Annotated in this window: 21 protein-coding genes and 5 tRNA genes; 17 read left to right on the top strand and 9 right to left on the bottom strand. The window is 71.0% G+C overall.

Annotation, left to right across the window (positions count from 1 at the left end; genetic code table 11):
• The first annotated feature begins 23 nt into the window (after positions 1 to 23).
• The 6 genes from ABZ855_RS27720 to ABZ855_RS27695 all read left to right on the top strand — a co-directional run bounded on the left by ABZ855_RS27720 (position 24) and on the right by ABZ855_RS27695 (position 1,382).
• The gene (locus ABZ855_RS27720) at positions 24 to 755 is read left to right on the top strand and encodes an HAD family hydrolase (protein WP_360811282.1); all 732 of its coding nucleotides are present in this window, start codon (positions 24 to 26) and stop codon (positions 753 to 755) included.
• Positions 756 to 846: 91 nt separating this feature from the next.
• A tRNA-Gln gene (locus ABZ855_RS27715) sits at positions 847 to 918 on the top strand.
• Positions 919 to 966: 48 nt separating this feature from the next.
• Positions 967 to 1,039 (top strand) — tRNA-Glu (locus ABZ855_RS27710).
• Between the two features lie 62 nt (positions 1,040 to 1,101).
• Positions 1,102 to 1,174: transfer RNA gene (locus ABZ855_RS27705), tRNA-Glu, on the top strand.
• A 20-nt stretch (positions 1,175 to 1,194) separates the two neighbouring features.
• Positions 1,195 to 1,266 (top strand) — tRNA-Gln (locus ABZ855_RS27700).
• 43 nt (positions 1,267 to 1,309) lie between these two features.
• A tRNA-Glu gene (locus ABZ855_RS27695) sits at positions 1,310 to 1,382 on the top strand.
• Positions 1,383 to 1,437: 55 nt separating this feature from the next.
• On the opposite strand, the gene ABZ855_RS27690 is transcribed toward ABZ855_RS27695, so the two are convergent.
• On the bottom strand, positions 1,438 to 2,079 hold the full coding sequence (locus ABZ855_RS27690; RefSeq protein ID WP_360811280.1) for a MerR family transcriptional regulator: 642 nt from the start codon (positions 2,077 to 2,079) through the stop codon (positions 1,438 to 1,440).
• A gap of 99 nt (positions 2,080 to 2,178) precedes the next feature.
• Between ABZ855_RS27690 and ABZ855_RS27685 the strand changes: the two genes are divergently transcribed.
• Entirely contained in the window at positions 2,179 to 2,679 is a 501-nt protein-coding gene (locus tag ABZ855_RS27685; protein WP_360811278.1) for a DUF4188 domain-containing protein, read from the top strand.
• 117 nt (positions 2,680 to 2,796) lie between these two features.
• Here the strand turns inward: ABZ855_RS27685 and ndgR are convergent, their stop codons facing one another.
• Positions 2,797 to 3,513 (bottom strand): IclR family transcriptional regulator NdgR, encoded by a 717-nt coding sequence (gene ndgR / locus ABZ855_RS27680; protein WP_210588063.1) that lies wholly within the window; start codon positions 3,511 to 3,513, stop codon positions 2,797 to 2,799.
• A 194-nt stretch (positions 3,514 to 3,707) separates the two neighbouring features.
• On the opposite strand from ndgR, the gene leuC reads away from it, so the two are divergent.
• The 4 genes from leuC to ABZ855_RS27660 all read left to right on the top strand — a co-directional run bounded on the left by leuC (position 3,708) and on the right by ABZ855_RS27660 (position 7,021).
• On the top strand, positions 3,708 to 5,138 hold the full coding sequence (leuC, locus tag ABZ855_RS27675) for a 3-isopropylmalate dehydratase large subunit (RefSeq protein ID WP_360811276.1): 1,431 nt from the start codon (positions 3,708 to 3,710) through the stop codon (positions 5,136 to 5,138).
• Positions 5,139 to 5,144: 6 nt separating this feature from the next.
• Entirely contained in the window at positions 5,145 to 5,738 is a 594-nt protein-coding gene (gene leuD / locus ABZ855_RS27670; protein ID WP_360811274.1) for a 3-isopropylmalate dehydratase small subunit, read from the top strand.
• 266 nt (positions 5,739 to 6,004) lie between these two features.
• Positions 6,005 to 6,235 carry a hypothetical protein gene (locus ABZ855_RS27665; protein ID WP_360811272.1) on the top strand — a complete coding sequence of 77 codons (231 nt, stop codon included), beginning with the start codon at positions 6,005 to 6,007 and terminating at the stop codon, positions 6,233 to 6,235.
• A gap of 138 nt (positions 6,236 to 6,373) precedes the next feature.
• Positions 6,374 to 7,021: an HU family DNA-binding protein gene (locus ABZ855_RS27660; protein WP_360811270.1), complete on the top strand. Its 648-nt coding sequence runs from the start codon at positions 6,374 to 6,376 to the stop codon at positions 7,019 to 7,021.
• Positions 7,022 to 7,101: 80 nt separating this feature from the next.
• Here ABZ855_RS27660 and ABZ855_RS27655 read toward each other — a convergent pair whose 3' ends face one another.
• Positions 7,102 to 7,323: a hypothetical protein gene (locus ABZ855_RS27655; RefSeq protein ID WP_360811268.1), complete on the bottom strand. Its 222-nt coding sequence runs from the start codon at positions 7,321 to 7,323 to the stop codon at positions 7,102 to 7,104.
• A 9-nt stretch (positions 7,324 to 7,332) separates the two neighbouring features.
• On the bottom strand, positions 7,333 to 7,971 hold the full coding sequence (gene cofC, locus ABZ855_RS27650; RefSeq protein ID WP_360811266.1) for a 2-phospho-L-lactate guanylyltransferase: 639 nt from the start codon (positions 7,969 to 7,971) through the stop codon (positions 7,333 to 7,335).
• Positions 7,972 to 8,183: 212 nt separating this feature from the next.
• Between cofC and ABZ855_RS27645 the strand changes: the two genes are divergently transcribed.
• The 3 genes from ABZ855_RS27645 to ABZ855_RS27635 are packed head-to-tail and all read left to right on the top strand — an operon-like array spanning position 8,184 to position 11,247.
• Entirely contained in the window at positions 8,184 to 9,023 is an 840-nt protein-coding gene (locus ABZ855_RS27645) for a lysophospholipid acyltransferase family protein (RefSeq protein WP_360811264.1), read from the top strand.
• Positions 9,020 to 10,030, top strand: a complete 1,011-nt coding sequence (locus ABZ855_RS27640; RefSeq protein ID WP_319209707.1) for an NAD(P)H-dependent glycerol-3-phosphate dehydrogenase — start codon at positions 9,020 to 9,022, stop codon at positions 10,028 to 10,030. The genes ABZ855_RS27645 and ABZ855_RS27640 overlap by 4 nt, the downstream gene beginning before the upstream one ends.
• A gap of 59 nt (positions 10,031 to 10,089) precedes the next feature.
• Positions 10,090 to 11,247 carry a D-alanine--D-alanine ligase family protein gene (locus tag ABZ855_RS27635; RefSeq protein ID WP_360811262.1) on the top strand — a complete coding sequence of 386 codons (1,158 nt, stop codon included), beginning with the start codon at positions 10,090 to 10,092 and terminating at the stop codon, positions 11,245 to 11,247.
• Between the two features lie 109 nt (positions 11,248 to 11,356).
• Here the strand turns inward: ABZ855_RS27635 and ABZ855_RS27630 are convergent, their stop codons facing one another.
• Entirely contained in the window at positions 11,357 to 11,857 is a 501-nt protein-coding gene (locus ABZ855_RS27630; protein ID WP_360811260.1) for a DUF3515 domain-containing protein, read from the bottom strand.
• Between the two features lie 20 nt (positions 11,858 to 11,877).
• Positions 11,878 to 12,111: an Lrp/AsnC ligand binding domain-containing protein gene (locus tag ABZ855_RS27625; RefSeq protein ID WP_006376792.1), complete on the bottom strand. Its 234-nt coding sequence runs from the start codon at positions 12,109 to 12,111 to the stop codon at positions 11,878 to 11,880.
• A 221-nt stretch (positions 12,112 to 12,332) separates the two neighbouring features.
• Here ABZ855_RS27625 and ABZ855_RS27620 point away from each other — a divergent pair, with 221 nt between their 5' ends.
• Together ABZ855_RS27620 and thiD are read left to right on the top strand one after the other, a co-directional pair.
• Entirely contained in the window at positions 12,333 to 13,298 is a 966-nt protein-coding gene (locus tag ABZ855_RS27620) for a thiamine-phosphate kinase (protein WP_319209716.1), read from the top strand.
• Positions 13,295 to 14,086 (top strand): bifunctional hydroxymethylpyrimidine kinase/phosphomethylpyrimidine kinase, encoded by a 792-nt coding sequence (gene thiD / locus ABZ855_RS27615; protein WP_360811258.1) that lies wholly within the window; start codon positions 13,295 to 13,297, stop codon positions 14,084 to 14,086. The genes ABZ855_RS27620 and thiD overlap by 4 nt, the downstream gene beginning before the upstream one ends.
• A gap of 99 nt (positions 14,087 to 14,185) precedes the next feature.
• Here thiD and rpmB read toward each other — a convergent pair whose 3' ends face one another.
• On the bottom strand, positions 14,186 to 14,371 hold the full coding sequence (gene rpmB / locus ABZ855_RS27610; protein ID WP_004924906.1) for a 50S ribosomal protein L28: 186 nt from the start codon (positions 14,369 to 14,371) through the stop codon (positions 14,186 to 14,188).
• Positions 14,372 to 14,657: 286 nt separating this feature from the next.
• Between rpmB and ABZ855_RS27605 the strand changes: the two genes are divergently transcribed.
• Entirely contained in the window at positions 14,658 to 16,385 is a 1,728-nt protein-coding gene (locus ABZ855_RS27605) for a DAK2 domain-containing protein (RefSeq protein WP_360811320.1), read from the top strand.
• A 124-nt stretch (positions 16,386 to 16,509) separates the two neighbouring features.
• Here ABZ855_RS27605 and ABZ855_RS27600 read toward each other — a convergent pair whose 3' ends face one another.
• Positions 16,510 to 19,452 (bottom strand): tetratricopeptide repeat protein, encoded by a 2,943-nt coding sequence (locus ABZ855_RS27600; RefSeq protein WP_360811256.1) that lies wholly within the window; start codon positions 19,450 to 19,452, stop codon positions 16,510 to 16,512.
• Positions 19,449 to 21,302 carry an HSP90 family protein gene (locus ABZ855_RS27595; protein WP_360811254.1) on the bottom strand — a complete coding sequence of 618 codons (1,854 nt, stop codon included), beginning with the start codon at positions 21,300 to 21,302 and terminating at the stop codon, positions 19,449 to 19,451. Before ABZ855_RS27595 ends, ABZ855_RS27600 begins: the two co-directional genes overlap by 4 nt.
• Between the last annotated feature and the right edge of the window lies 1 nt (position 21,303).

Here is a 21,303-nt window from a genome sequence, read left to right as displayed (position 1 = left end):
CAGCTCGCGATACCGTCGGGGACGTGAGTATTCGGGCCGTGGTCTGGGACATCGACGACACGATCTTCGACTACACCACGGCCGACCGCGCCGGCATGCGTGAGCAGCTCGTGGCCGAGGGGCTGCTCGACGGGTACGGGACCGTCGACGAGGCCCTGGTGCGGTGGCGGGAGGTCACCGACCGGCAGTGGGCGCGGTTCGCGGCGGGGGAGACCGACTTTCAGGGGCAGCGCCGGGACCGGGTGCGCGTGTTCCTGGGCGCGGAGCTCACCGACGCGGAGGCCGACGCCTGGTTCGACCGGTACATCGGGCACTACGAGGCCGCCTGGGCGCTCTTCCCGGACGTACTGCCCGTCCTCGACCTCCTCGCCGCCAGTCACCGGCACGGCGTGCTCTCCAACTCCAGCCTCCTCGTGCAGGACCGCAAGCTGCGTGTCCTCGGCGTACGGGACCGCTTCGAGTCCGTTCTGTGCGCGGCCGAGCTGGGCGTCCACAAGCCGGACGCCCAGGCCTTCCACGCGGCCTGCGAGGCCCTGGACCTGCCGCCCGAGCAGGTGGCGTACGTCGGCGATCACCCCGAGATCGACGGACGGGGTGCCGTGGACGCCGGAATGCTGTCCGTGTGGATCGACCGCGGCGGCCTCGGCGTCGTCGAACGTGCCCCCGGCGGCCCGCACCGGATCGCCTCGCTCGCCGAACTCCCCGCGCTCCTCGGCGCCGATACCCGTTTTGGAGCGCCGTCCACCTTCGGGTAATGTTCTTCCTGCGCCGCCGGACAGCGGGCCGAAAGGCCAGGACCCGGAGGCGCAAACTAGAGCAAGAGCTCCGCAGGGGCTCGCGTTCCAGTGGCCTATGGTGTAATTGGCAGCACGACTGATTCTGGTTCAGTTAGTCTTGGTTCGAGTCCAGGTAGGCCAGCTCGCAGATTGCTTCAAATCTGCACCCGTGGAGATCAATTCCACAGAAGCCCCCGTTGTGTAGCGGCCTAGCACGCTGCCCTCTCACGGCAGTAGCGCCGGTTCGAATCCGGTCGGGGGTACAGATCCTTCCCGGAGGGTCAGTTCGGGTCGCACCCGCTGACTCTCACGCAGGATCGCTAGGGCCCCCGTTGTGTAGCGGCCTAGCACGCTGCCCTCTCACGGCAGTAGCGCCGGTTCGAATCCGGTCGGGGGTACAAACTGGTCTAAACCACTTTGGTCTATGGTGTAATTGGCAGCACGACTGATTCTGGTTCAGTTAGTCTTGGTTCGAGTCCAGGTAGACCAGCTCGGATCTGCGGCGGTGTAGTTTCAACGCCTGCAAGATCCTCGCCCCCGTTGTGTAGCGGCCTAGCACGCTGCCCTCTCACGGCAGTAGCGCCGGTTCGAATCCGGTCGGGGGTACGTCAGTGCAGGTGGCCCTCCGCTTCGGCGGGGGGCCACTTCGCATTTCCGCCGGCTAGAGCCCGTACCGGCGCGCCGACTCCTCCTCCTGGGCCAGCCGGTGCAGTGCCGTGAGGACCGGCTCGAAGAGCACCGTCGCCGCCACCGCCGTCTCGACCCGCTCCGCCTCCGACGCGTGCAGCTCCAGATAGTCCAGGTCCTGGTTCGCCACCTGGTGCATCAACTCCGCGTACGGCGCCATCAGTTCGGCGTTCCAGGCATACCCCAGCCGGATCAGCGCGGCCACCGCCACCACCAGTGAGCGGTGCACGGGGGAGAGGGGGCTCAGCTCGCGCGCGGTCTCCCAGCCGAGGCCAGCCAGCAGCCGGTCCACCTCCAGGCGGGCGGCGACCACGGCCGGGTCGGCGTCGTCCGGCTCCGGGCCCTGCGGAAGCGCCCACAGGGCCGCGCCCAGGCGGATCGTACGGCCCAGGGAGTCGTCGTCGACATGGCCGAGCACCTCCCGGGCGGTGGCGACGGGTATCCGGCCCACCTGGATCAGCGCGCGCACCAGTCGCAGCCGGCGCAGATGTCCCTCGTCGTACTCCGCGGTCGTCGTGTTGATCTGCCGGCCGGGCGCCAACAGGCCTTCGCGCAGGTAGTACTTGATCGTCGCGGTGGACACACCGCTGCGCTCGCTCAACTCCGCCAGCCGCATGTCTTGCGCCTTTCCTCGGACGACGGCACGATCCAAGCACGCGGCGGTCGGATAGTGCCGCTAGCCAACGGGGGCCGACCGGCCCGACGGGGAGGTGTCATGTTCGCGAAACCCAACGCGGGCCGTACGACTGCGGCGGCCGAGGGGGAGGTCGTCGTCCTGCTCATCGGGACGCGCATCAACCACTTCTGGGCCGTGCATCACTGGTTGCCGGTGCTCACGGCCATGCCGCGGATGCTGCGGGAACTGAAGAAGGACCCGTCGCGCGGACTGCTCAACTACGTGCTGCTGACGGCGTCGCCGAGGACGTACTACGTCGTCCAGTACTGGGAGTCGAGGGAGAAGCTGTACGCGTACGCCGCGGCGCCGGACATGTTCCACCACAAGGCGTGGGCGCGCCTCAACCGCAAGGAGCGGGAGGGGAAGATCCGGCAGCACGTGGGGCTGTGGCACGAGACGTATGTCGTGCCCGAGGGGGCCTACGAGTCGATCTACGCGGACATGCCGGCGTTCGGGCTGGCGGCGGCGCATGGGGTGCTGCCGGTGGAACGGCGGGGGCGGTCCGGCAAGGAGCGGTTCGCTCATCGGTCGGCGTCGTAGGGGGCGGTTCTTCGTCTGCGGGCCCGGTGGGGGCTGGTCGCGCAGTTCCCCGCGCCCCTGAACAGTGAAGGTCTGCCGCGGCGTTGAGGCCGACCCTCTCTGGCAGTCGTGTCCTGCTCAGCCCGTGCGGCGCAGCGCCTCCGACAGGCGGGCCGCCGCGTCGATGACCGCCTGGGCGTGCATCCGGCCGGGGTGCCTGGTCAGGCGCTCGATGGGGCCGGAGACCGAGACCGCGGCCACCACGCGGTTCGACGGGCCGCGCACCGGGGCGGAGACCGACGCGACGCCCGGTTCGCGCTCGCCGATGGACTGGGCCCAGCCCCGGCGTCGTACGCCCGACAGCGCTGTCGCCGTGAAGCGGGCGCCCTGGAGGCCGCGGTGCAGGCGCTCCGGCTCCTCCCACGCCATCAGGATCTGGGCCGACGAGCCCGCCTTCATCGTGAGCGTCGAGCCGACCGGGACCGTGTCCCGGAGGCCCGAGAGGCGCTCGGCCGCGGCGACGCAGATGCGCATGTCCCCCTGGCGGCGGTAGAGCTGCGCGCTCTCGCCCGTCAGGTCGCGGAGATGCGTGAGCACCGGGCCGGCCGTCGCGAGGAGGCGGTCCTCGCCCGCCGCTGCCGCCAGTTCCGCCAGCCGCGGGCCGAGAATGAACCGGCCCTGCATGTCGCGCGCCACCATGCGGTGGTGTTCCAAGGCCACGGCGAGGCGATGTGCCGTGGGTCGTGCGAGTCCGGTCGCCGCGACCAGACCCGCGAGGGTGGCCGGACCGGACTCCAGAGCGCTCAGGACAAGGGCTGCCTTGTCCAGAACGCCGACGCCGCTACTGTTGTCCATGAAACGATACTCGCGTCTCACTCTGTGAAACGCAAGTTCATTTTCCGGTGGAACGCGCCACTCTGGAAGACACAGCGGCCCGCCGACCAACGGGCCCGGCGGCGAATGCCCGGACGAGGGGTACGGTCGGACGCCTCCACAAGATCTCTATCTAGATGGGCCGGCGCCCACACAGGCCGGCCGGAGGGAAAGCGATGGGTAGGACACTCGCGGAGAAGGTCTGGGACGACCATGTCGTCCGGCGCGCCGAGGGCGAGCCCGACCTCCTCTTCATCGACCTGCACCTCCTGCACGAGGTGACCAGCCCGCAGGCCTTCGACGGTCTGCGCCAGAACGGCCGTAAGGTGCGGCGCCTCGACCTCACCATCGCGACCGAGGACCACAACACCCCGACTCTCGACATCGACAAGCCCATCGCCGACCCGGTCTCCCGGGTCCAGCTGGAGACGCTGCGCAAGAACTGCGCCGACTTCGGCGTGCGGCTGCACCCGCTGGGCGACGTCGAGCAGGGCGTCGTCCACGTGGTGGGACCGCAGCTGGGGCTGACCCAGCCGGGCACCACCGTCGTCTGCGGCGACTCCCACACCTCCACGCACGGCGCCTTCGGCGCGCTGGCCTTCGGTATCGGCACCTCGCAGGTCGAGCATGTGCTGGCCACCCAGACGCTGCCGCTGGCCCGCCCCAAGACCATGGCCATCACGGTCGACGGCGAACTGCCCGAGGGCGTCACCGCCAAGGACCTGATCCTCGCGATCATCGCGAAGATCGGTACGGGCGGCGGCCAGGGCTACATCCTGGAGTACCGCGGCTCCGCCATCGAGAAGCTCTCGATGGAGGCCCGGATGACCATCTGCAACATGTCGATCGAGGCCGGCGCCCGCGCGGGCATGATCGCCCCCGACGAGACCACCTTCGAGTACCTCAAGGGCCGCCCGCACGCGCCCGAGGGCGCGGACTGGGACGCGGCGGTCGAGTACTGGAAGACGCTCCGCACCGACGAGGACGCGGAATTCGACGCCGAGGTCGTCATCGACGGCGCCGCGCTGTCGCCGTTCGTCACCTGGGGCACCAACCCCGGTCAGGGCGCGCCGCTTTCGGCGGACGTCCCCGACCCTGCTTCGTACGAAGACGCTTCGGAGCGCCTCGCCGCCGAAAAGGCCCTGGAATACATGGGGTTGGAGGCCGGCCAGGCACTGCGCTCCATCAAGGTGGACACCGTCTTCGTAGGTTCCTGCACCAACGGCCGGATCGAGGACCTGCGCGCCGCCGCCGAGCTCGTCAAGGGCCGCAAAGTCGCCGACGGCGTACGGATGCTGGTCGTCCCGGGCTCGGTGCGGGTCGGTCTGCAGGCCGTCTCCGAGGGCCTGGACGTGGTCTTCAAGGAGGCCGGCGCCGAATGGCGGCACGCGGGCTGCTCGATGTGCCTGGGCATGAACCCCGACCAGCTGGCCCCCGGTGAGCGCTCCGCGTCCACCTCCAACCGCAACTTCGAGGGCAGGCAGGGCAAGGGCGGCCGTACGCACCTGGTGTCGCCGCAGGTCGCCGCCGCGACGGCCGTACTGGGCCACCTGGCCTCCCCGGCCGACCTGTCCGACGCCGACACCCGTACGCCCGCTGGAGTCTGATCAGCCATGGAAGCATTCACCACGCACACCGGCCGGGCCGTCCCGCTGCGCCGCAGCAACGTCGACACCGACCAGATCATCCCTGCTCACTGGCTCAAGAAGGTCACGCGGGACGGGTTCGAGGACGGGCTGTTCGAGGCCTGGCGCAAGGATGAGAACTTCGTCCTCAACCGGCCCGAGCGCAAGGGTGCGACGGTGCTGGTCGCCGGTCCCGACTTCGGTACGGGCTCCTCGCGCGAGCACGCCGTCTGGGCGCTGCAGAACTACGGCTTCAAGGCCGTGATCTCGTCGCGCTTCGCCGACATCTTCCGCGGCAACTCGCTCAAGAACGGCCTGCTCACGGTGGTTCTGGAGCAGAAGATCGTGAACGCGCTGCAGGAGCTGACGGAGAACGACCCCGAGGCCGAGATCACGGTCGACCTGGAGGCCCGCGAGGTGCGCGCCGAGGGCATCACCGCCTCCTTCGACCTCGACGAGAACGCCCGTTGGCGGCTGCTGAACGGGCTGGACGACATCTCCATCACCCTGCAGAACGAGGACGACATCTCGGCGTACGAGGCGAAGCGTCCCTCGTACAAGCCGTGGACGCTCAAGGTCTGAGCCCGAAGGCCCTTCGCAAGTAGGGTTTCGGCCACTGCAACACCCCCTCTGTACCCCCGATCGCCACGATTGGGGGTACAGCTGTGTCTGCCTTCGGACCCGTTCGCACCCCCGCTCGGAGCCTCTCAACTTCCCACGTTAGAAAGGGTGTTGATGGGGTACCCGCGTCTTGACAGCGCGGCCGCGCACTGAACACGGAAGGCCGTTTGAGGCAGCAGTTGCCCCCTGCGCAGGCGACAACTCGCCCCAGATGGCACAATCTGTGCATGGAACACGACGGCCAACTCGAGCTCTACACGGCGGTCGCGGCCCAACTCAAGGAAGCGCACACAAGAGTGCGCGCACTGCAAGTCCCGGAGGGCGTACGGATGGCGCTGACCCGGAAGCTGCTGGTCATTACGGCCGCGGCCAAGCACGATCTCGCCGATGCGACAAAGCGGCTGGAACGCTTCGCGGCGGACCTCGACGAGGGTCGATTCCCCGACGAGGACCGCTGAGGAACTCCGTGACAGCCCGAGTTCGTTGCGGCACAAGGGTGATTAGCCCGTTTCGTGTTTGATTTGCGGTATATATCTGCCTAACGTGCGAAAAAGCTTGAACACTTTCGTTCTGGCAATGTCTCCGAAGGGGAAGACGTGAACAAGGCGCAGCTCGTAGAAGCCATTGCGGACAAGGTCGGTGGCCGCCAGCAGGCCGCCGATGCCGTCGACGCGGTCCTGGACGCCATCGTCCGCGCGACCGTCAGCGGGGACAGGGTCTCGGTCACGGGCTTCGGTTCGTTCGAGAAGGTCGACCGTCCGGCCCGTTACGCCCGCAACCCGCAGACGGGTGAGCGGGTTCGGGTCAAGAAGACCTCGGTCCCCCGCTTCCGTGCGGGCCAGGGCTTCAAGGACCTGGTGAGCGGCTCGAAGAAGCTCCCGCGTGGCGGCGAGGTCGCGGTCAAGAAGGCCCCCAAGGGCAGCCTGAGCGGCGGCGGTGCGGCCGCGACGGTCAAGAAGGCCGCGGCGAAGAAGGCCACCACCGCCAAGAAGACGACGGCGAAGCGGACGACCGCGACGGCCAAGAAGGCGGCGCCGGCGAAGAAGACGACGGCGACGAAGGCCACGGCCAAGAAGACCACCGCGAAGACCGCGGCGGCCAAGAAGACCACCGCCACGGCGAAGAAGACCGCCGCCAAGAAGGCCCCGGCGGCCAAGAAGGCGACGGCCACCAAGGCTCCGGCCCGCAAGTCGGCGGCCCGCACCACCACCGCCAAGAAGGCCGCCACCGCCCGCACCAAGTAGGGCGCAAGGGCACAACGCGCCGGGCCGGACTCCCCGAGGGAGTCCGGCCCGCGGCGTGTCCGGCCCCGTTCGCTACGTGCTCAGAAGGTCTGCAGGGTGACGAGCGTGATCCGCAGGGCCTCCCCGGCCCCGCCCGCGCTCCCGCTCCCCTCGACCTCGATGCGCACCCGCTGCCCGGGCCGCAGCAGCCTCAGCCCGCCCGCGTCGAACGCCGGTGCGTCGAAGGGAACGGGGGTGCCGTCGTCGAGCAGCACACTGCCGCTGCGTGTCCCGGCGTCGTACGTGTACGCGGTCGCCTGCATGTCGGCAGCCTACTGGCCCGCGAGCAGCAGACCCTCGACGGCGGTCGCCGTCCGCGCCCCCACCCCCAGGGCGAGCGCCGCCCGCAGATCGTCTCCGGTGTCCACGTCCTGGCGTACGGAATTCACCGAGGCGAGTCCGAGTTCCACGGCGCCCGAGTCGCGATGGCGGTTTCGGGAATGCGGGCCGAAATGCGGAAGCAATTCCTGGCCGGGGCGGGCGGTCAGCAGAGTGGTGCCCACGGTGGCCGCGTCCGCGAGGAAAGCGCGCGGGAATCCGGCGGCGGCATCCAGGACGCGGGCCAGCTCCAGGGGGCGCAGCGCCGGCAGATCGGCGTTCAGGGCCGCGACAGCGCTGTCGGGCCGCCTCGCCCGTACGACCGTCGCCGCGTGCGCCAGAGCGGCGTTCAGGCCGCCCAGGGGCTCGTCGGGGACGATCGCCGCGCCCAGTGCGGCCAGTTCGCGGGCCGCCAGGTCGTCGTTGGTGACGACTGCCACATCGCGGACCGCAGGGCAGGCGAGCGCCGCCGCCACCGTGTCCTGTGCGAAGGCCAGGGCGAGACCGGGGCGGAGTCCGTCGTGCGCGGTGTCCGCGAGCCTGCTCTTGGCCCGCGCGAGGGGCTTGAGGGGTATGACCACTGTCCACTGCACGCGCGTTCCGCCCCTCCCTCGCCACCTCGGCTGCTCGTCCGGGCTCGCCCGGTCGCCCCCATTGTCACCTGGCTGTCATCAAAGCCCATCCGGTGGTGTCGGTGCCGGGGCGTACGGTGTTCTCGACAGACCGGAAGCCCGGGGCGACACTTGTGCGGCCCCCGGGCGGACCGGCAGAGGTCCTGGTCCAGGCCTTAGAGGAAGGTGTCCGCGTGCCCCGCCGCAGAATCGGCTTCTGGTACCGCCTTGCTGCGGTCATCTGCAAACCGCCGCTGGTGGTTCTGATCAAGCGGGACTGGCGCGGAATGGAGAACATTCCGGCAGCGGGCGGATTTATCACCGCGGTGAACCACAATTCGCACGCCGATCCCTTCGCCTACGCGCACTACCAGTACAACAGCGGACGTGTTCCGCGTTTTCTGGCGAAGAGCGGGCTTTTCAAGAAGGGGTTCAGCGGTCTCATGATGCGGAACACCGGACAGATCCCGGTCTACCGCGAGACCACCGACGCGCTGAGCGCGTTCCGCGCCGCGATCGACGCCGTGGAGCGCGGTGAATGTGTCGTGTTCTACCCCGAGGGCACCATCACCCGTGACCCGGACCAGTGGCCCATGACCGGCAAGACCGGCGCCGCCCGGGTCGCCCTGCAGACCAAGTGCCCGGTGATCCCGGTGGCCCAGTGGGGCGCCAACGAACTCCTCCCGCCGTACGCGAAGAAGCCCAACATCCTTCCGCGCAAGACCCACCACGTCCTCGCGGGCCCGCCCGTGGACCTGACGCGGTTCTACGACAAGGAGATGAGCCCCGACCTCCTGAGGGAGGCGACGGAGGTCATCATGGCCGCGGTCACCCGCCAGCTGGAGGAGCTTCGCGGCGCGAAGGCCCCGAAGACTCCGTACGATCCGCGCCAGGAGCGGATCGAGCAGCGGCGTCGCACGGCGGCGGAAGAGGCGCAGGACGCCCTGGACGCGCAGGCGGCGGCACACGAGGCGGCCGCAGCGGCAGAAGCAGTGCAGGCACGGGAAGTTCAGGAAGAAGGGCAGGGCAAGTGAGCGAGCCGGTCAAGGCGGCGGTGTTCAGCGCGGGATCGTGGGGGACCGCCTTCGGCATGGTGCTCGCGGACGCCGGCTGCGAGGTGACCCTGTGGGCCAGGCGCCCCGAACTCGCCGAGGCGATCAACTCCACCCGGACGAACCCGGACTACTTCCCGGGCGTCGAACTCCCGGAGAACCTGCGCGCCACCACGGACCCCGCCGAGGCCGCCCGCGACGCCGACTTCACGATACTCAGCATCCCCTCGCAGACCCTGCGCGGGAATCTCGCCGAGTGGACGCCCCTGCTCGCCCCCGACACGGTCCTCGTCTCCCTCATGAAGGGCGTCGAACTCGGATCGGCGATGCGGATGAGCGAGGTCATCGACGACGTCGCCAAGGTGGGCCAGGACCGGATCGCGGTCGTCACGGGCCCCAACCTCGCCCGGGAGATCGCCGCCCGCATGCCGGCCGCGGCGGTGGTCGCGTGCACGGACGACGCCGTGGCCCAGCGCCTCCAGACCGTCTGCCACACCCCGTACTTCCGCCCGTACACCAACACCGACGTCGTCGGCTGTGAACTGGGCGGCGCCGTGAAGAACGTGATCGGTCTGGCCGTCGGTATCGCCGACGGCATGGGGCTCGGCGACAACACGAAGGGCTCGCTCATCACGCGCGGCCTCGCCGAGACCGCCCGTCTCGGCCTCGCGATGGGCGCCGACCCGCTCACCTTCGCGGGCCTCGCGGGCCTGGGCGACCTGGTGGCGACCTGCTCCTCGCCCCTCTCCCGCAACCACACCTTCGGCACCAACCTCGGCAAGGGGATGACCCTCGAGGAGACCATCGCGGTCACCAAGCAGACCGCCGAGGGCGTCAAGTCCTGCGAGAGCGTGCTGGATCTGGCCCGCCGGCACGGCGTCGACATGCCGATCACCGAAACGGTCGTCGGCATCGTGCACGAGGGCAAGCCACCCGTCGTGGCCCTCAAGGAACTGATGTCGCGCAGCGCCAAGCCCGAACGACGCTGAGCAACAGGGGTATGCGGGCGCTGACTCAGCGCCCTACCACCGGGTACCCTCAACCCGATATGAGCACCGAGAACCTCCCCCAGAGCCCCGGGCAGCCGTCCCGCAAGCCGCGCGTGGCCGTCGTATTCGGCGGTCGCAGCTCCGAACACGGGATCTCCGTGGTCACCGCCGGCGCCGTGCTGCGTGCCATCGACCGGACGAAGTACGACGTCCTGCCGATCGGCATCACCCAGGACGGCCGCTGGGCGCTCACCGCGGACGAACCGGAACGCATGGCGATCGTCGACCGCAAGGCGCCGAACGTCGCCCAGCTCGCCGAGTCGGACGAGGGCGGCGTGGTGCTCTCCGTGGACCCCGCCAACCGCGAAGTCGTCTACAGCGAACCGGGATCGGTGCCCAAGGCCCTCGGCGAGGTGGACGTCGTCTTCCCCGTCCTGCACGGCCCCTACGGCGAGGACGGCACCCTCCAGGGCCTGCTGGAGCTCTCCGGTGTCCCGTACGTCGGCGCGGGCGTGCTCGCCTCGGCCGTCGGCCAGGACAAGGAGTACATGAAGCGCGTGTTCACCTCGTTCGGGCTCAAGGTGGGCCCGTACGTGGTGATCCGGCCGCGTGAGTGGGAGCGCGACGAGCCGTCGGCCCGCAAGAAGATCATCGACTTCGCCGGCGAGCACGGCTGGCCGCTGTTCGTGAAGCCCGCGCGCGCGGGATCCTCGTTCGGCATCACCAAGGTCGACGAGCTGGGCGGCCTCGACGAGGCGATCGCCGAGGCCCAGCGGCACGACCCGAAGATCATCGTCGAGGCGGCGCTGCGCGGGCGCGAGATCGAGTGCGGGGTGCTGGAGTTCGAGGACGGCCCGCGTGCCTCCGTACCCGCGGAGATTCCGCCCGTGCAGTCGCACGCGTTCTACGACTTCGAGGCCAAGTACATCGACTCGGCCGACGGCATCGTCCCGGCCCCCCTCACCGAGGACCAGACGGCGGAGGTCCGCCGCCTCGCGGTCGAGGCCTTCGACGCGGCGTCCTGCGAGGGCCTGGTCCGCGCGGACTTCTTCCTCACGGAGGACGGCGAGTTCGTCATCAACGAGATCAACACGATGCCGGGCTTCACCCCGATCTCGATGTACCCGAGGATGTGGGAAGCGACGGGCGTCGGCTATCAGGAGCTGGTGGACAGGCTGGTCCAGGCGGCGCTGGGCCGTTCCACAGGCCTGAGGTAGAGCGCCCCCTCAGGGGCGCGGGGCTGTATCTGATCTGCGGCTCCGCCGCGCGGGCGCGATCAGCCACGACGGACCCGCAGCCAACCACACAACAGGTCACGTATGGCGCCTAGTTGGCAATCCCTTCAGGAACCGCCTTCTTGATCGCGGCAGCCAGATCAACAAGCGCCCCCGACGTGTCCCGCCCAGACGGAACCGTAAGTTCCACATAGGCGAGCCGCGACGAGGTGGTGAACCGGGACGACCCGTCGTCCCGTTTCTCCATCAACCACCCCACCCCGTTCACCTCCCCGCCGACCGCGTCCGGATCGGACCCCAACGCAACCTCGGGGTCCGTCATCTTGCGCGGCCGTACGACACCGCAGCGCAGTATGATCGCCGGGCTGCCCCAGCCCGCGGTCAGCGCGGACCGGGGCTCGGGGTCGTCGCGGCTCAGGCCGTCCACCTTCGCCGGCAGCGCCCTGTCCAGGTTCCGGCACAGCTTCGTGGTCTTCCCGTCCGGCACGGGAACCGTGACTCGGGCGCTGTCGTCTGCTGAGGAGCAGCCCGTGACGACGATCAACAGAGCGAGCACGGGCAGCGCGAACGGCCGGGGACGGAAGAAGTTCACCGGCACAGGGTAGACGGGGGCTACAGGTGCACCACCGGGCAGGTCAGAGTGCGGGTGATGCCGTCCACTTGCTGGACTTTCGCCACCACCATGCGGCCGAGGTCGTCCACGGTGTCGGCCTGCGCGCGCACGATCACGTCGTACGGTCCGGTCACGTCCTCGGCCTGGGTCACCCCCGGGATCTTGCTGATCGTCTCGGCGACGGTCGACGCTTTGCCGACCTCCGTCTGGATCAGGATGTACGCCTGTACCACGGAACCTCCAGGGCGGCCACGAGGATCATGTGGGGAAAAGGAACGCCACGGTATCGCGTCGCCGCGCGCCTCGGGGAGACCCTCGGCGACCGCGGTACCCGCACCGGGGTGCGTAGGCAGCACAGGTTGACGGTCACCTCGACCGTACAGAGGCCGACGGGGCCTCGCGACCGGGCAAGGGCAGCAACGGGGACGACAGCACCAGAAGGGGACGTACGACTATGAAGGGCACTGTGGGCGAACTGGGGGAGTTCGGGCTCATCAGGGAGCTCACCTCCCGGCTCACCACCACCCCGGCGGTCCGGGTCGGCCCCGGCGACGACGCCGCCGTGGTCGCCGCGCCCGACCGCAGGGTCGTGGCGAGCACCGACATCCTCCTCGAGGGGCGGCACTTCCGCCGTGACTGGTCCACCGCGTACGACGTGGGCCGCAAGGCGGCCGCCCAGAACCTCGCGGACATCGCCGCCATGGGCGCCGTACCGACCGCGCTGCTGCTCGGCCTGGTCGTCCCCGCCGAACTCCCGGTCACCTGGCCCACCGAACTGATGGACGGCCTGCGGGACGAGTGCCAGGTCGCGGGCGCCGCGGTGGTCGGCGGCGATGTCGTACGGGGGGACACGATCGTCGTCTCGATCACCGCACTCGGTGATCTGCGCAACCATGAGCCGGTCATCCGGGGCGGCGCCCGGCCCGGTGACGTCGTCGCCGTGACGGGCTGGCTGGGCTGGTCGGCGGCCGGGCACGCGGTGCTCTCGCGGGGTTTCCGGTCGCCGCGGGCCTTCGTCGAGGCCCACCGCAGACCCGAGCCGCCCTACCACGCGGGCCCGGCGGCGGCCGGCCTCGGCGCGACCGCCATGTGCGATGTGAGCGACGGGCTGATCGCCGACCTCGGGCACATCGCGGAGGCCAGCAAGGTCCGTATCGACATCAGGTCGGGCGCGATCGACATCCCCTCCCAGATGAACGACATCGGGCAGGCCGTCGGCGTCGACGCCATGCAGTGGGTGCTCACCGGCGGCGAGGACCACGCGATCGTGGCGACCTTCCCGCCGGACGTGAAGCTGCCCGCCCGCTGGAAGGTGATCGGCGAGGTCCTCAACCCCTCTGCGCTGCCCCAGGTGACGGTCGACGGGGCGCCGTGGACCAGCAAGGGCGGCTGGGACCACTTCGCGGACATCGAGTCGTGACCGCCCCCGTGCGCGTCCTGACGGTCGCGGGCTCCGACTCCGGCGGCGGCGCCGGGATCCAGGCCGACCTGAAGACGATGCTGGCGCTCGGCGTGCACGGCATGAGCGTGCTCACGGCCGTCACCGCGCAGAACTCCCTCGGCGTGCAGGGCGCCTGGGAACTCCCGGTGGAGGCGGTGCGGGCCCAGTACCGCAGCGTCGTCGACGACATCGGTGTGAGCGCGGTGAAGACCGGGATGCTCGCCTCGGCCGAACTGGTCGAGGCGGTCGCCGGGTTGATCGCGGAGACGGACGTGCCGACGGTCGTCGACCCGGTGGGCGTCTCCAAGCACGGCGATCCGCTGCTGGCCGCGTCCGCACTGGAATCCGTACGGACACTGCTGCTGCCGGCGGCGACGGTGGCGACCCCGAACCTCGACGAAGTGGCCCAGCTCACCGGCGTACGGGTCGAGTCGGAGGGACAGCTGCGCGAGGCGGCGGCCGCTGTGCTGGCGTACGGGCCGCAGTGGGTGCTGATCAAGGGCGGGCATCTGCCCGGCGAGGCCGTGGACCTGCTCACGGACGGGTCCGAGGAGCACTGGCTGCGGGCCCCGCGCCACGACAACCGGCATACGCACGGTACGGGCTGCACGCTGGCGTCGGCCGTCGCGGCGGAGCTGGCGAAGGGCCGGTCGGTGCCGGCGGCGGTGGCGGCGGCGAAGGAGTATGTCACCGGGGCGATCGCGGCCGGGTTCGCGCTCGGGGGCGGGATCGGGCCGGTGGACCACGGGTGGCGGTGGCGCACCTAGGCGGCCCTGGGTACAGCCCTGGGTACGGCAAAAAGCCGGTCCACCGAGGTGGACCGGCTCTGAGCAGCGAACCAGCAGTGGCCGCGCGCTAGCGAATCGTCAGCGCGAGACCTTGCCGGCCTTGATGCACGAGGTGCAAGCGTTCACGCGCTTCGGCGTCCCACCGACCACGGTACGTACGCGCTGGATGTTCGGGTTCCAGCGACGGGGCGTACGGCGGTGCGAGTGGGAGATGTTGTTGCCGAAGCCCGGCCCCTTGCCGCAGACGTCGCAGTTGGCAGCCACGGGTCACTCCAAAGACTTCAGATGCTCTTACGGGTTGATCCCGGCATGCCGGGTCAGGATCGTAGGATCTGAGTGGCGCTGCCAGGGGAAGGCCCGATGTGGAAGACCATCATGGATGGTCGTCTCGATCGGGCAACCGGAGCAGCATACAACGACTGCGCCAGTACAACGAAACTACCATGGCTGCTCAGGGCCCCGCTCCCGGCCCCGGGCCACCCGCCATTCACCCGTGATCCACCTCGGGGTCTACGCTGCGTGCCACGTCCAGCAGCTCAAGGAGGCGCAGGTGCCGCAGGTGCCGCAGACATTCTTCGATGCTCTCGCGGTACGCACCTGGTGCGCACTCGCGCTGGCCGCGCTCGGGCGGGCGCGCGAGGAGATCGACGCGATCAATGTCTACCCCGTCGCCGACGGGGACACCGGCACCAATCTGTATCTGACGCTGGAGTCGGCGTGCGCGGCCGTCGAGGCGGCCTTCGCCGGGCACGGCACCGGGACGGGAGCGGAGGGCACCGCCGGGATGCCGACGCTCGCCGACGCGGCCCGGGCGATGGCGCACGGGGCGCTGATAGGGGCCCGCGGCAACTCCGGCACGATCCTGGCGCAGCTGCTGCGCGGCATGGCCCAGGTGCTGGCCGCCGAGGAGGACGGGGAGAGCGCCGGCATCGACGGCTCCGGCCTGTGCCTGGCCCTGGGGCACGCGGCCGACGCGGCCCGGCAGGCGGTGGCCCACCCGGTCGAGGGCACGGTCCTCACGGTCGCCTCGGCCGCCGCCGACGCGGCGAAGGAGGTGGAGGGCGACTGCGGGACGGTGGCCAGAGCCGCGTACGAGGGTGCCTCGGCCGCGTTGGCGGCCACCCCGGGGCAGCTGGCCGTCCTGGGGCGCGCGGGCGTCGTCGACGCGGGCGGGCGGGGGCTGGTGACCGTGCTCGCGGCGCTGGTGGAGACGTTCAAGGGGGAGGCGCCGGGGGGTGGGGTGAGCGCGGGAGGCACGGGGGCCGCACGCGTGCGCGTGCCCGCTCGGGTGGAGGTGGCTGAGGCGCCGGGCGGCGACGAACCGGACGAGTGCGCGGACGCGGCCTCCGGGCCCGCCTTCGAGGTCATCTACCTCCTGGAGGCCGAGGACGCGGCCGTCGCGCGGCTCCGCGAGCGGCTCGACCGGCTCGGCGACTCACTCGTGGTGGTCGGGGGCGACGGGCTGTGGAACGTCCATGTCCACGTCGACGACGCCGGTGCCGCCGTGGAGGCGGGCGTCGAGGCGGGACGGCCGCACCGGATCCGGATCACGCACTTCGGGATCGGTGACGTGCACACCGGCGGCGCCGGCGTCGGCCGGCCGGCTCGGGAGCGGGTGCAGCGGGCCGTCGTCGCCGTCGTGCCGGGGGAGGGCCTCGCCGGGCTGTACGGCGAGGCCGGCGCCACCACCGTGCTCGCCCGGCCCGGGGAGCCGCCCGCGAGCGGGGAGCTCGTCGAGGCCGTACGGCGGGCCCACGCGCGCGAGATCGTGCTGCTGCCCAACGACGCCGACCTGCGGCACACCGCCGCGGCGGCGGCCGAACAGGCCCGCTCGGAGGGTATCCGCGTCGCTCTGATCCCTACGCGTTCGGCGGTCCAGGGCATCGCCGCGCTCGCCGTGCACGAGCCGGAGCGGCGGTTCGACGAGGACGTCGTCGCGATGACCTCCGCGGCGGGGGCGACTCGGTACGCCGAACTCGCCGTCGCGGAGCGGCAGTCCTGGACGATGGCCGGGATCTGTCAGGCCGGTGACGTCCTCGGCCTCATCGACGGCGATGTCGCCGTGATCGGGTCCGATGTCACGGCCACCGCGGAGGCTGTGATCGACCGGATGCTGCAGGCGGGGGGTGAGATGGTCACGCTTGTTCTGGGGGACGAGGCGCCGGAGGCGATTGCGGCGCATCTGGAGGGGCGGGTTCGGGAGGGGTATCTGGCTGTCGACACGGTGGTGTATCGGGGGGGTCGGCAGGGGGCGTTGTTGCTCATCGGGGTGGAGTGAACGAGGGTTTTCGCCCCCGCCGCCCCTACCCGTCCCATCCCGTTCCTGGGGGCTGTGCCCCCAGGCCCCCCTTTCGGCCCTGAACGGGCCTCGTCCTCAAACGCCGGACGGGCTGGATGGTGTTCTAGTCGGTTTCCTGTTCCTCCATCAGCTGGAGCATCTGTTCTGCCTCCGCTCGGCGGGACTCTGCTTCCTCGTCGGAGTCGTCGTAGGTTTCGTATGCCTTCAGGACTCCACGCGCGCGTGCCGCCGCTTCCGAGGGGCGGCTCAGGTCTGCTTCCAGCCAGCCTGCGGCCAGTTCGGCGCCCGTGCGGCCGTGGAGGCCCTCCTCGCCGAGGGAGGAGAACACGGCGATCGCCTTCGTCATCTGGGCGAGTGCCGACTCGAACGCGGCCTCGATCGCGCCGTCCTCGGCGTCCTCCGCGGCCGAGCGGGCCAGCAGGTCGCCGAACTGGCGGTGGGTGTGGGCCAGTTCGGCGCCGAGCCGTTCGCGGGACTCCAGGTCCTCCGCCTCGGACAGGGCCCGCGCGCACTCGCGGACCGCGTCCGACATGCGTTGCCTGGCCCCGTCGAGGCCCGCCTCCATGCGCAGCGCCAGCCACGCGCGGGCGCGCAGGGCTCGCACCAGGCCGTGCACATTGCCCAGCGAGTCCCACAGGTCGCCGGCGCGCTCGTAGGCCTGGTCGGCCTCCGCGGGCAGCCCCGCCAGGCCGAGCGACTCGGCGGCGAGGTGGGCGAGGGTCGCGTGGTCCTGCTGCTCGGGCCAGTGCCGCGCGATCTCCGCGGCCTTGAGGCGACGTTCGGCCGATTCGCGGTGCTCGCCCAGCTCGCCCAGACAGTCACCGAGCCACCACAGGGTCTGTACGACCGCCCCGTCACCGTGTGTCTCGGTGCCGAGGTCGGGCAGCGCCGACTCCAGCACCTCGGCCGCCTCCGCCCACCGGCCCTGCCGCAGCAGGAAACCGCCGAGCAGATGCCGGGCCCAGGCGCCCAGGGTCGGGCCCTCGCCCGCCTCGTCGGCCCAGTGCGCCGCCTCCAGGGCGCGGTCCGCCGCCTCGGCGACCTCGTCGCGTGCCCCGAGGATCTCGGCCAGCTGCAGGTTCAGCTGGGCCTGGCCCGCCGCCTCCAGATACGCCCCGCCGTGCTCCAGGGCTCCGCGCAGCGCCCGCTCGGCGCCCGCGACGTCGCCGAGATGGTGGGCGAGACCGGCCAGCCTGGCCTCGTACTCCACCGCGAACCACGGCAGCCCCGCCGCGACGAACGCCTCCGTGGAGCGGGTGAACAGCTCCACGGCTCCCGCGAGGTCCCCGGTGCGTGTCGCCAGTTCGCCGAGCATGGCCTGTGCCTCCGCGCCACGTGAGGCGAGGCGCACATCGTCCCCGGCATGGCCGTCCACGAGCGCCAGCAGCTCCCGTACGGCGTTCTCGGCGGCGGCCAGGGTCTGTTCGGTGCCGGTTTCCTCGACCTGGCGCATGAGGATGCGGGCGCGTCCCATCAGGACGGCCGCGGCCTGCCGTACGCCCGTGCCCTCGTCGGAGTAGAGCGCGAGGACCTCCTCGTACGGCTCGGAGACGGCCGTCAGCGCCGCGTCGATGTCGCCGTCCAGGGCACGCGCGTACGCGGCGCGGGCGCGGGCGGCCAGGGCCTCGCCGGGGTCGCCCGCCTCGGCGTACAGCTCGGCGGCCCGCTCGAAGAGCGCGATGCCCTCGGGGCCGCCCTCCATGGCCCTGTGATCGACGATCTCCGCCCGGTCGGCCGCCGGTAGCTCCACGTCCTCGGCGGCCCGCCAGACGGCCGCCCACGCCTCCATCGCGTGCGGAAGCAGGCTGTCCGACATCCGGCGCGCGTCGGCGAGCAGCGCGGGCAGGTCGCCGGGGGAGTCGGCCGGTCTGCCCGCCGCCTCCGGGACCACCGTGGACTCCGCGGGCGCCCTGCGGGGCGCCGGGACGCCCCGCGCCGCCCGTACGCCCAGCGGCAGCCGGGCCACCAGGGGAGCCTGGTCCATGCGCGCGCGTACGCCCTCGCCGACGTACGACGTGCCGTTGCGCGCGTCGAAGCGCGCGGACAGGGAAAGGGCCTCCTCGCGCGCGTGGACGGCGAGTTCGCGGGCGGTCCAGGCGCGGCCGGCAGGCCCCGGCACCGACTGCTCGCCCATGCCCAGACCGGTCAGCCGGTCCATGAGCAGGGTCACCGCGGCCAGATAGTCCATCCGGCTGCGCGGCTGCCCCGAGTCCGTGAAGTACGCCGGACGCTCCGCGAGAAGTTCGAGCCCGCGCGCCTCGTTGCCGGTCAGCGCGCAGAACTCCACGTGGTCGGCGTACGCGCCCCGCATGCTCTCCATGGGCCGCACCAGCCGGAACCCGCGCAGATGATGCGCGCGCGCCTCGTCCAGGCGGTCCAGGCGCAGCAGAGGCGCCAGGGACGACGCCAGGACGGTGTGCGGTTCGTGGGCGCACGTGAACTCGCCCTCCAAAACCGGCCGCCACAGGTCCAGCGCCTCGGCGTCCGCGCCCCGCTCGGCCTGCCACCAGCCCTGGCTGTGCAGTTCGCAGGCGTGGCAGTCGGCCATGCTGTCGCGGTCGGCGGCCAGCCAGGCGGCGTACGCCCGTTCGGCCCGCGCCAGGTCACCGACATGGGCGGCCACACTGAACTCGGCGCTGCGCACGGCCCGTTCGGAGTGCCCGGCGAGCCGGTAGCGGTGCTCCATCTCGCCGAGCCACTTCTCGATGGAGGCCAGCGGGATGTGCGGCTGGTCCAGCATGCCCGTGGTCATCCACTTGAAGACCCAGTGCAGCGTGTGGGCCTCGTACTCGTCGAAGTCCTCGGGCCGCTCGTCCCACATGCGCAGCAGACGCGCGAAGGGGACGAACATCCGGTCCTTCTCGGAGCTGTAGTTGTACGCCTTCAGCTGGTGGCCCAGCGCCTCGATCACGGCGAGCGGGATCTTCAGCTTCTCGGCCTCGGCCAGCAGCTGCTCCGCGCGCGCGTTGCGGGCCGGGCCCTCCGGCTGCTCCGAGTTCAGGGCCATGGCCTCGCGGAGCGTGTCGAAGTCCTTGATCTCGCTCATCGCCGGCCGTCCTCCGTGGGCTCCGTGGGATCGCTGTGGGTGGCCCACTCCAGGAGGCCGATGAACGCACGGTTCAACAGCGCGGAGTCCGCGGGCCGCAGCGGGCGCTGCGCCATGAGCAGAGCCTGCCCGTACAAGGACTCCGTGGCGGTGCCGATCAGTTCCGGGTCGTCCAGGGAACTGATTTTCCGGATCAGCGGGTTGAGATGGTTGAGCACCAGACGCGCGCGTGGGGCGCTGCCCCGCAGTGAGCCGAGGATGCCGGCCCACAGGTCGTCGGCCTGCTCCTCGGCGTCCGCGCGTGCCTGCTCGTGCCGGGCCGCCCGGTCGTCCAGATGCAGCGCGGGCACGGACAGCGGGTGGAAGGCGCGCAGGACGACATCGCAGCCCAGGGGGTCGAGTTTGGCGCGCGCGGCCCCCAGGAAGCCCGCCAGGGCCAGTTCCTCGGCCGGGTCGACCGTGTCCAGGTGCGCGGTCACGGTGTCGGCGTCCAGTTCGGAGACCGCGGTCCCCGGGCGCACCGACGGCAGCGCCTCGATCAGCTCACTGTCGTACGTGTAGCCGCCGTTGACGACGCCGACGCCCTGCGCGGACGCGATGGGCGCGACCTGCCGGAACTCCTCCACGGTGCGCGTGAAGTGCACCACCGGGTGCCGCCCCGCGAACTCCTCCAGGGACAGCTGCCCGTCGGTCGTCTCGAAGGGGAGCCACGGCAGCATCGTGCGCAGCATCTCCTTGTCGTGCCTGGCCAGGGACTTGACTCCCAGGTGGTGCACCGACAAGAAAGCGGCCAGCCGCTCCGGGTCCCCGGCGGCGAGCCCGGTCAGCCAGGAGCGAATCCTTTCGCCCAGCGCCTCCCGTACGGCGGCCAGCGTCTCGTCCTCGTACAGCGACTCGCGTGACGCCGTCGGCCGCAGACTGTCGGTGTCGAGCACGCACCGCACGAAGAACGCCCAGTCGGGCAACAGCTGTTCGGCCCGCTCGGTGAGCAGCATGCCCTTCAGATGCACCCGGTGACTCGCACGCTGGGCCGGACTCACCGAGGACGGCAGGACGTACGCCACCCCGCGGATCCCGGCGAGCGGCACGTCCAGGTCGATCGAGTCCAGGGGCGTGAACCCGAACAGGTCGTGACAGTGCCGTTGGAGAGCCACCCTTCGGGTGGCGGGCGACGGATACGGACGGTTCCAGGGCGCCGGCAGATCGGTGACCGCCTCGTCGCCCACCCGCACGTCGTACGGCAGCAGCGACCCGAAATCCCGGGCCAGCGCCAGCACCCGCTCCTCGGTGAGCCACTCGCCCGCCCCGGGCCGCGCCACCAGGTGCACGGTCGTGCCCGGTTCGGGTCTGGCCTCGCCGGGCAGCGTACGCACGGTGTACGAACCGTCGTCCGTGGCCGTCCACTCCACCGGCGGGGCATCCGGCGTACGGGCGCTGCGGCTGACGACGCGGATCCGCTCGGCCACGACGAAACAGGCCAGCAGCCCGATGCCGAACTGGCCGAGGAACTCCGAGCGCGCTTCCTGGATGCCACCGGGGTCCGACCGCTTCGAACTCCGGCCGATGGTCGCGAGGAGGTTGTGCACGTCCGCCTCGGTGAGGCCGACCCCGGAGTCCTCGACCCGCAGGGTGCCGCCCTCCGCGTACAGCCGTACCCGCGCGGGGGCGTCGGGCTGTTCGGCGGTCCGGGCGGTGATCGCGTCCACGGCGTTCTGCAGCAGCTCTCGCAGATAGACCCGGGGACTGGAGTAGAGGTGATGGGAGAGCAGGTCCACGAGGCCGCGCAGGTCGACCTGAAACGTGTGCGGTGACTGGGATGCCTGGGATGACTGTGAGGTCTGGGAGTCCATC

The organism is Streptomyces sp. NPDC047042 (assembly GCF_040644035.1).
Lineage (GTDB): Bacteria > Actinomycetota > Actinomycetes > Streptomycetales > Streptomycetaceae > Streptomyces.
This window is presented reverse-complemented; position numbering and strand designations above follow the sequence as displayed.